A 9,234-nucleotide genomic window follows, 5' to 3' on the forward strand; every position below is an offset into this window, starting at 1 on the left:
GCCGCTCATGCCAACCCGAGCTGCTTGAGCACGTCGGCCACGGCCTTGTCCTGCTCGGTCAGGAAGGTGCCGAACTCGTCGCCGGTGACGAATGCGTCGGTCCAGCCGCGCTTGGCCAGCTCGGCCTTCCACTCCTCGGACTCGTGCATCTTCGTCAGCACGTCGATCCAGACCTTCTTGTCGGCGTCGCTGATGCCGGGGGGCGCGACGATGCCCCGCCAGTTGGTGAAGACCAGGTCGATGCCGGCGGACTTGAGCGTCGGCACATCCTTGAGCGCGTCGATGGGCGCCTCGCTGGTCACCGCGAGGACCCGGATCTGGCCGGCCTCGACCTGGTCGAGGAACTCGCCGAAGCCGCTGGCGCCGAAGGCCACCTTGCCGCCGAGCACGGCCGGCAGCAGCTCGCCGCCGCCGTCGTAGGAGACGAAGTTGACCTGGCGGGGGTCGATGCCGACGGTCTTCGCGAGCTGCATCGGCAGCAGGTGGTCCGGACCGCCGGGCGAGGAGCCGCCGCCGACCGCGAGACCCTTGGGGTTGGCCTTCCAGGCCGCGACCAGGTCACCGATCGTCTTGTACGGCGAGTCCTTCGGCACCACGATGGCGCCGGCCTCCTCGATCATCTTGGCCAGCGGGGTGGTCTGGGTCAGCGTCGCCGACGACTTGGACGTGTACGAGGCACCGACCACGCCCAGCCCCATCTGCATGGCGAGCTTGCCGTTGCCCTTCTCGTTCACGGTCCGCTGGAGGCCGACCGTGCCGCCCGCGCCGGGCAGGTTGAACACCTGCACACCGGTGGCGATCTTGGCGTCCTCCATCACCTTCGCGGCGGTCCGGGCGGTGGTGTCGTACCCGCCGCCGGGCGTGTTCGGCACCATGATCCGCAGACCGCTGACCGGCTTGCCGTCGTTGCTGGAGCCGCCCTCGTTCTTGTCGGCGGTGGCGCCGCAGGCAGCCAGGGCCAGCGCCGAGGCGGCGGCGACCCCCATGACCAGCAGGTTTCTCCTAGTTGCCATCTTGTTTCTCTTCCGTTTCGAATGAGTCCAGCGGCAAGATGGTGACCTCCGCGCGGGCCGCCTGTCTGCGTTGTGTCACCAGCGGAAGTTGAGGTCTTTGTGGTCGCGATCACGTCCCGCCGCCGAACCCTGGCCGGGCAGCTGCTGGTCCTCCAGCTCGCGATCATCGTCGTGGTGCTGGTGGCCGTCGCCGCCGTCTCCCTGGCCCAGTCCGAGGCCACGTTCAACCGGGTGGAGGGGGATCGGGTTGCCGCCCTCGGCGAGCAGCTCGCCGCCGACCGACTGCTGCGCGACCGGCTCAACCAGCCGGCGCCGGCCGAGACGATCGCGCCGCTGGTGCAGAACATGCTCACCAAGTCCGGGGTTACCTCGGTGACCGTGGCGGACGCCCGGGGCCGGGTGGTGAGCTCGAGCGACCCGACCCTGGTGGGCAGCCCGGTGGTGCTCGGCGATCCCCGGGTGGAGCAAGGGCGGAGCTGGTTCGGCGAGCTGGAGGTCGACGGCTCGCGGGAGCTGGTGGCTCAGGTGCCGGTGCTCGGCGCCCGCGAGGAGAACCTGGGACGCTACCTGGGCGTGGTGGTGGTCGGCGAGGCGTCGCCGACCTGGTCGGAACGGCTGGTGGGGGCCTCGTCGTACCTGCTCACCTATCTCGGCATCGCGAGCGCGCTCGGCGTGGTCGGGTCCTGGCTGCTGGCCCGACGGATCAAGCGGCAGACCCTCGGCCTGGAGCCCCGGGAGATCGCCGGGCTGGCCGAGCACCGGGAGGCGCTGCTGCACGGCATCGCCGAGGGGGTGATCGCGCTGGACCCGCAGTTGCGCGTGACGCTGGTCAACGCGGTCGGCCGGCGGCTGCTCGACCTGCCCGAGCACTGCCTCGGCCACAGCCTGGCCGAGCTGCGGATCTCAGGCCGGCTGCGGGACGTGCTGGCCGGTGCGGGCGGCGGACCGGAGGCGCGCGACCAGGTCGTGGTCCGGGGCGGCCGGGTGCTGGTGATGAACCGGATGACGGTTCGCAAGGACGGCCGCCGGCTCGGCTCGGTGACCACCCTGCGGGACCGGACCGAACTGGCCCGGCTGGAGCGGGAGATCGGCTCGTTCCGGAGCACCGCCGAGCTGCTGCGGGCGCAGACCCACGAGTTCGCCAACCAGCTGCACACCATCTCCGGGCTGATCCAGGTCGGTGAGCACGACGAGGTCGTGCGGTACGTCGACGCGCTCAGCCGGCACCGGGCCTCGCTCGACCTCACGGTCACCAGCCGGATCCACGACACGGCGGTGGCGGCGCTGCTGATGGCGAAGTCGGCGGTGGCCGCGGAGCGCCGGGTGGAACTGCGGATCTCCGAGCGGACCGGGCTCGACCGGCTGGAGCCGGAGGTCTCCGCCGACGTCGCGACGGTGCTCGGCAACCTGGTCGACAACGCGGTGGAGGCGGTCGCCGGCGGTCGGGAGGCGGGCGGCCCGCCGGAGCGGCCCGCCTGGGTGGAGGTCGAGCTGCGGCAGGACGCCTCGTCGGTGGAGATCGTCGTCCGGGACTCCGGTCCCGGGGTGGCGCCGGAGCTGGCCCAGGAGGTGTTCACGCACGGCTTCACCACCAAGGCGGCCCAGGGTGGCGAGCGCGGCATCGGGTTGGCGCTCACCCGGTTGGTCTGCAACCGTCGCGGCGGTGAGATCGCGGTGACCAACACCGAGGAGGGGGCGATGTTCACCGCCCGGATGTCGGTGTCCCGAGCGATGGAGGAGGCGCGATGATCGACGTGCTCGTCGTCGACGACGACTTCATGGTGGCCCGGATCCACTGCGGGTTCGTCGAGCGGATCGAGGGTTTCCGGGTGGTGGGCACCGCCAGCACCGGCGAGCAGGCCGTCGCCGCGGTCGACGAACTCCACCCCGACCTGGTGCTGCTCGACCTCTACCTGCCGGACATGTTCGGCCTGGACGTGGTGACCCGGCTGCGGGCCGCCCGGCACGACTGCGACGTCCTGGTGATCAGCGCCGCCCGGGAGGCGGAGGCGGTCCGCCGGGCGGTCCGCTACGGCGCGGTCAACTACCTGCTCAAGCCGTTCGGGTTCGACGAGCTGCGGACCCGGCTGGAGCAGTACGCGGCCCGCCGCAACACGCTGCGCGCCACGGTGGTCAGCGACCAGGCCGACGTGGACCGGGTGCTCTCCCGCAGCGGCTCGGTCGCCACCCCGGCCCTGCCCCGCGGGCTGAGCACGGAGACCGCCGAGCTGGTCGAACGCGCGCTCCGCGAACACACCGGCACCCTCTCGGCCGCCGAGTGCGCCAACCGGGTGGGCATCTCCCGGGTCAGTGCCCGCCGCTACCTGGAGCACTTCTCCGGTACCGGCCGGGCCGAGGTGAGTCTGCGGTACGGCGCGGCCGGCCGGCCGGAACGCCGATACTGCTGGGTGGGCTGACCCGGCGCTGACGCCGGTCTCGCGGCGAAGAGGCGCTCGGGCCCGGTCCGGACTCCCGAAGAGCAACACCCCGACGAGCGATATACCTGGGAGTCATAAATATTCCTCTCAGGTATATCGCCGCTCAGGCATGCACCTGCCCGGCGCCGCCCCGGCCGCCTCGCCCGCCGCGCGCCGGTCGCCGCCCCGGCCGTCTCGCCCGCCTCGCCCGCCGCGCCGGCCGCCTCGCCGTGACGCCGCGCGGAGGTCGTTCGGGCGCGGGCCCGGCCGGTCACGGCTCGAACTTGTAGCCGAGACCGCGGACGGTGACGATGAAGCGCGGCGCGGACGGCTCCGGCTCGACCTTGGAACGCAGCCGCTTGACGTGCACGTCCAGGGTCTTGGTGTCGCCCACGTAGTCGGCGCCCCAGACCCGGTCGATCAACTGCCCCCGGGTGAGCACCCGGCCGGCGTTGCGCAGCAGCAGCTCCAGCAGCTCGAACTCCTTCAGCGGCAGATGGACGGCGGCCCCGTCGACGGTCACCACGTGCCGCTCGATGTCCATCCGGACCGGGCCGGCGGCGAGGGTCGGGGCACCCGACTCGGCCACCTCCGCGCTCTGCCGGCGCAGCACCGCCCGGATACGGGCCACCAGCTCGCGCGGCGAGTACGGCTTGGTCACGTAGTCGTCGGCCCCGATCTCCAGGCCCACCACCTTGTCGATCTCACTGTCCCGGGCGGTGACCATGATGATCGGCACGTGCGAGCGCTGCCGGAGCTGCCGGCAGACCTCGGTGCCCGACATCTCCGGCAACATCAGGTCGAGCAGCACGATGTCGGCGCCGGTCCGGTCGAACTCGGTGAGGGCGGAGGGACCCGTCGCGGCGACGGAGACCTCGAAACCCTCCTTGCGGAGCATGTAGGACAGGGCGTCGGAGAACGATTCCTCGTCCTCGACCACCAGTACGCGGCTCAACGGGTGTTTCCTTTCCTGTGGTCAGGCCTGCCGGAACCCGGCCGGGCCGGCCTCGATCCCAGCGGAGGAGAGTGTCGCCTCCAGGTCGTCCGGGGGGCTGGCGGGCAGCCGGAGGGTGAACGTCGACCCCCCACCAAGAGTGCTCGACACATCCACCCGACCGCCATGGTTGCTGGCGATGTGTTTGACGATGGCCAGGCCCAGGCCGGTGCCCCCGGTGGCCCGGGAGCGGGCCTGGTCGGCCCGGTAGAACCGCTCGAAGATCCGGTCGACCTCGTTCGGGGCGATGCCGATGCCCTGGTCGGCGACGGCGATCTCGACGTGCTCGTCGGTGGCCCGGGCGGTCACCCGGACGGTGGTGTCCTCGCCCGAGTAGTTGATGGCGTTCTCGACCAGATTGGCCACCGCAGTGGCGATCTGGGTGTCGCTGCCGTACACGGTCAGGCCGCGCGCGCCGTCGACCACGACGTCCACCCGGCGCGCGGTGGCAGCGGTGCGGGTCCGGTCGATCACCTCGGCGATCACCCAGTCCACCGACACCGGCTCCGGCGGGGGCTGCGGCTCGGCGCCCTGGAGCCGGGTCAACTCCAGCAGCTCCTGCACCAGCCGACCGAGTCGGGTCGACTCGTGCTGGATCCGCTCGGCGAACCGCCGGGCGGCGATCAGGTCCTCGGAGAGGTCCGGCGCCCCGTCACCGGTCGGCTCGGTGGCGTCCACCAGCGCCTCGGCGAGCAGTTGCAGCGCGCCGATCGGGGTCTTCAGCTCGTGGCTGACGTTGGCCACGAAGTCCCGGCGGACCCGGGCCAGCCGGTGCGACTCGGTGACGTCGGCCGCCTCCACCGAGATGTAGCCGGCGCCGAGCCCCATCGCGCGCAGGTGCACCCCGAGCGGGTTGTCCCCCGCATTGTCCCGTCCGCGCGGCAGGTCCAGCTCGATCTCCCGCCGTACGCCGGTGCGGCGGACCTGCCCGGCGAGGGTACGGATCAGCGGGTGGGCGGCGATGGAGCCGGGCGTGGGGCCGGTCCGGAGCAGGCCCAGGGCCCGCGCCGCGGGGTTGACCAGGACCGGGACGTCGCCCGGATCCAGCACCACGACGCCGGCCCGCAACGAGTCGATCGTCTTGCGGCCGAGCCCGGAGAGCCCGCTCTGCTGGTCGTCGGGCATCTCCGGCCTCCCTGCACTGGGGCGCAAGCCCCCGTCCCCGGACAGCCGCGAGCGGCGCCACCGGTCGCCGAGGGGTCGGGACAGCAGCAGCCCGGCGACCAGTCCGGTCACCAGAGCCAGGGCCACCACGATCGCCACCGCCCATTCCACCTGGCGATCGTAGGGTCATTGTTAACCTGGGGATCGCCCAGACCGGGACGAATCACTCTCACTTCCGGGAATGTTCACCCGCGGGTCCCGCGTCGTTCACCCTCGTTCACCTCGGGTCCGCTCCCCCGGCCTACGGTTGTCGCGCACCTGCTCAAGCCGCACCGGCACCGGATCCCCGGGCCGGCGCGCGGCCACCGACCCCAGGAAGTGACGATGCGCGACGAATTCCGGGCCGACCTGCAGATTGTCAGCCAACTGCTGGTGGACATGGCGGAGGGGGTGCGCGCCGCGATGCGCCAGGCCACCCGCGGCCTGCTCACCGCCGACCGCGAGGCGTCGGAGGCCGTGATCGCGCGGGACGCCGAGATCGACGAGCTGTACCGGCACGTCGAGGAGCGGGTGTGCGACCTGCTCGCCCGGCAGGCGCCGGTCGCCTCCGACCTCCGCGCCATGATCACCGCCCTGCACGTGGCCGCCGACCTGGAGCGGATGGGCGACCTGGCCGACCACGTCGCCAAGACCGCGCTGCGCCGGCACCCGTCCCCGGCCGTGCCGGCCGAGCTGCGGCCGGTCTTCACCGACATGGCCGGGATCGCCGACCGGATGGCCGAGAAGATCGGCTCGGTGCTGGCCAAGCCCGACGCCGACCTCGCCGCGGAGCTGGACCGCGACGACGACGCCATGGACGACCTGCACAAGAGCCTGTTCGGCGTGCTGCTCGGCGACGACTGGCCGTACGGGGTGGAGACGGCGATCGACGCCACCCTGCTCGGCCGGTTCTACGAGCGCTTCGCCGACCACGCGGTGAACGCCGGCGAGCACGTGGTCTACCTGATCACCGGGGTGAACAGCCCCTCGGCGAGCTGAGCCGGACACGACGAAGGCCCCCGGTCACCCGGGGGCCTTCGTCGTCGGATCAGCGGCCCTGGTTGGCCACCGCGGCGGCGGCCTCCTTGGCGGCGGCCGGGTCGAGGTACGTCCCGCCCAGTGTCAGCGGACGCAGCTGCGGGTCGAGGTCGTAGCGCAGCGGGATCCCGGTCGGGATGTTCAGCTTGGCGATCGCCTCGTCGGAGATCTGGTCGAGGTGCTTGACCAGGGCGCGCAGCGAATTGCCGTGCGCGGCGATCAGCACCGTCCGGCCGGCCAGGATGTCCGGCACGATCGAGTCGTACCAGTAGGGCAGCATCCGATCGACGACGTCCTTGAGGCACTCGGTGCGCGGCATCAGCTCGGTCGGCAACAGCGCGTACCGGGGGTCGCCGGCCTGGGACCACTCGTCGTTGTCGTCGATCGGCGGCGGCGGCGTGTCGTACGAGCGGCGCCAGAGCATGAACTGCTCCTCGCCGTACTCGTCGAGGGTCTGCTTCTTGTTCTTGCCCTGCAGGGCGCCGTAGTGCCGCTCGTTGAGCCGCCACGACCGGCGCACCGCGATCCAGTGCCGGTCGGCGGCGTCGAGCGCCAGCTCGCCGGTGCGGATCGCCCGGCGCAGCACGCTGGTGTGCATGACGTCCGGCAGGAGGCTGTGCTCGCGCATCAGCTCGCCGCCGCGGCGCGCTTCCGCCTCGCCCTTGGCGGTCAGGTCGACGTCGACCCAGCCGGTGAAGAGGTTCTTCGCGTTCCAGTCACTCTCGCCGTGCCGCAGCAGGACCAGCGTCCCGACGGTAGGCCCCTCGCTCGCAGTCATGCCGATCATCCTGCCGTACGCCGCCGGTGGACACGCGGGGACCGGTCGGTGACGACCACCACGTGGAAAAGCTGATGACCGGCGTTCCGGGGCGGGACTAGGTTGTAAGGCGCTTGAGATATGCCGGTCATTACAAACGGGGGCGACGCGGTGCGGACGGTACGGGGCTGGTTCCGGGACACGACGGGCGGTCTGCCGAGGGCCTTCTGGTACCTCTGGACCGGGACGCTAATCAACCGGCTCGGCTCGTTCGTCCTGGTCTTCCTCGCCATCTACCTCACCCAGGAGCGCGGCTTCTCGGCCTCGCAGGCCGGCCTGGTGCTCGGCGCATGGGGCGTCGGCGGCGCGGTCGGCACCACCGTCGGCGGCACCCTCGCCGACCGGTGGGGGCGGCGCCCCACGCTGCTCACCGCGCACCTGGGCGCGGCCACCATGATGCTCGCGCTCGGCCTGGCCCGGCCGCTCTGGGCGGTTGCCCTGGGCGCGCTGCTGCTGGGCACCTTCGCCGAGGCCGCCCGGCCGGCGTTCGGCGCCATGATGATCGACGTGGTGCCGGAGAAGGACCGGCTGCGCGCCTTCTCGCTGAACTACTGGGCGATCAACCTGGGGTTCGCCTGCGCCGCCGTGCTCGCCGGAATGGCCGCCCAGGCCGGCTATCTGCTGCTCTTCGTGGTCGACGCGGCCACCACGCTGATCACCGCACTGATCATCTTCACCCGGGTGAAGGAGACCCGCACCGCCTCGGCGACCCCCGTCGCCAAGGGCGACGCCGCGCCCGCGGGCGCGCTGCGGACCATCCTCACCGACCGGGTCTACCTGGGCTTCGTCGCGCTGAACCTGTTCGCCGCGCTGGTCTTCCTCCAGCACATCTCGATGCTGCCGATCGCCATGGGCGACTCCGGCCTCAGCCCGGCCACCTACGGGTCGGTGATCGCGCTCAACGGGGTGCTGATCGTGGTCGGGCAGCTCTTCGTACCCCGGCTGATCAAGGGACGCAGCCGGTCGCACGTGCTGGCGCTGGCCTCGCTGGTGATGGGCGTGGGCTTCGGCCTTACCGCGTTCGCCGGCACGGCCTGGTTCTACGGGGTCACGGTGCTGATCTGGACCCTCGGCGAGATGCTCAACTCGCCGTCCAACTCCACCCTGATCGCCGAGCTCTCGCCGGCCGAACTGCGCGGGCGCTACCAGGGCGCCTTCTCGCTCTCCTGGCAGATCGCCGGGGCGGCCGCCCCGATCCTCGGCGGCCTGGTGCGGGAGCACGTCGGCAACGGCGCGTTGTGGTTCGGCTGCGCCGCGATCGGCGCGGTGATGGCGGTGGCCCACCTGGTCTCGGGCCCGGCCCGGGAGCGGCGGGCCGTCCAGCTCCGCACGGCCGTGGTGCCGGTCCGGCCGGTCACCGTCATCCAGCCCCCGGCCCCCGAGGCGGCCGAGGCCGCCGCGACCGCGCCGGCCGAGCCCGTCCCGACCCGCTCCTGAGATACGCCCGGCCGCTGCGAGGTCGCCGCTGTTCCTGCCGTGACCTGCAGTGCCGCGGCATGATCAGGGCGCGGTGACCGCGGTCACCCTGGCGACCCGGTCCGCCCCTCCCTACGGTCGGGTGTGGTCTGTTGACAAACCTTCATGGAGGACAGGTGCGGGGGCTGCGGCGCTGGTGGCACGACACGGCCGGCGGGCTTACTGCCACCTTCTGGTACCTCTGGTCCGGCCTGCTGATCAACCGGGCCGGCGCGTTCGCGATGCTGTTCCTGTCGCTCTACCTCACCGGCGTGCGGGGCGCTTCCGAGGCGCTGGCCGGGGCGGTAGTCGGGGCGTACGGGGCCGGCGGGGCGGTCGGCGTGCTGCTCGGCGGGG

Annotated in this window: 8 protein-coding genes and 1 pseudogene; 5 read left to right on the plus strand and 4 right to left on the minus strand. The window is 72.1% G+C overall.

Annotated features, from left to right (window positions below; translation table 11 throughout):
* Positions 1-5: 5 nt before the first annotated feature.
* Positions 6-1,013, minus strand: coding sequence for a Bug family tripartite tricarboxylate transporter substrate binding protein (locus DKT69_RS23115; RefSeq protein ID WP_109803595.1), 1,008 nt, complete (start codon positions 1,011-1,013; stop codon positions 6-8).
* Between the two features lie 99 nt (positions 1,014-1,112).
* On the opposite strand from DKT69_RS23115, the gene DKT69_RS23120 reads away from it, so the two are divergent.
* Together DKT69_RS23120 and DKT69_RS23125 are read left to right on the plus strand one after the other, a co-directional pair.
* On the plus strand, positions 1,113-2,762 hold the full coding sequence (locus DKT69_RS23120) for a sensor histidine kinase (protein ID WP_109803596.1): 1,650 nt from the start codon (positions 1,113-1,115) through the stop codon (positions 2,760-2,762).
* The gene (locus DKT69_RS23125) at positions 2,759-3,430 is read left to right on the plus strand and encodes a response regulator (protein ID WP_109803597.1); all 672 of its coding nucleotides are present in this window, start codon (positions 2,759-2,761) and stop codon (positions 3,428-3,430) included. Before DKT69_RS23120 ends, DKT69_RS23125 begins: the two co-directional genes overlap by 4 nt.
* 271 nt (positions 3,431-3,701) lie before the next feature.
* Here DKT69_RS23125 and DKT69_RS23135 read toward each other — a convergent pair whose 3' ends face one another.
* Together DKT69_RS23135 and DKT69_RS23140 are read right to left on the minus strand one after the other, a co-directional pair.
* A complete protein-coding gene (locus DKT69_RS23135; protein ID WP_109803598.1) occupies positions 3,702-4,385 on the minus strand; it encodes a response regulator in 684 nt (227 codons plus the stop codon).
* A gap of 21 nt (positions 4,386-4,406) precedes the next feature.
* A complete protein-coding gene (locus DKT69_RS23140; protein WP_201749817.1) occupies positions 4,407-5,699 on the minus strand; it encodes a sensor histidine kinase in 1,293 nt (430 codons plus the stop codon).
* 213 nt (positions 5,700-5,912) lie between these two features.
* Here DKT69_RS23140 and phoU point away from each other — a divergent pair, with 213 nt between their 5' ends.
* Positions 5,913-6,566 carry a phosphate signaling complex protein PhoU gene (gene phoU, locus DKT69_RS23145; RefSeq protein WP_109803599.1) on the plus strand — a complete coding sequence of 218 codons (654 nt, stop codon included), beginning with the start codon at positions 5,913-5,915 and terminating at the stop codon, positions 6,564-6,566.
* A gap of 49 nt (positions 6,567-6,615) precedes the next feature.
* On the opposite strand, the gene DKT69_RS23150 is transcribed toward phoU, so the two are convergent.
* Entirely contained in the window at positions 6,616-7,383 is a 768-nt protein-coding gene (locus tag DKT69_RS23150) for a phosphoglyceromutase (RefSeq protein ID WP_109803600.1), read from the minus strand.
* Between the two features lie 150 nt (positions 7,384-7,533).
* Between DKT69_RS23150 and DKT69_RS23155 the strand changes: the two genes are divergently transcribed.
* Both DKT69_RS23155 and DKT69_RS23160 read left to right on the plus strand, forming a co-directional pair.
* Positions 7,534-8,859, plus strand: coding sequence for an MDR family MFS transporter (locus DKT69_RS23155; RefSeq protein WP_109803601.1), 1,326 nt, complete (start codon positions 7,534-7,536; stop codon positions 8,857-8,859).
* 155 nt (positions 8,860-9,014) lie between these two features.
* Positions 9,015-9,234: pseudogene (locus tag DKT69_RS23160) on the plus strand (MFS transporter); the annotation flags it as partial.

The sequence above is a fragment of the Micromonospora sicca genome (genome assembly GCF_003172935.1).
Taxonomy (GTDB): Bacteria; Actinomycetota; Actinomycetes; order Mycobacteriales; family Micromonosporaceae; genus Micromonospora; species Micromonospora sicca.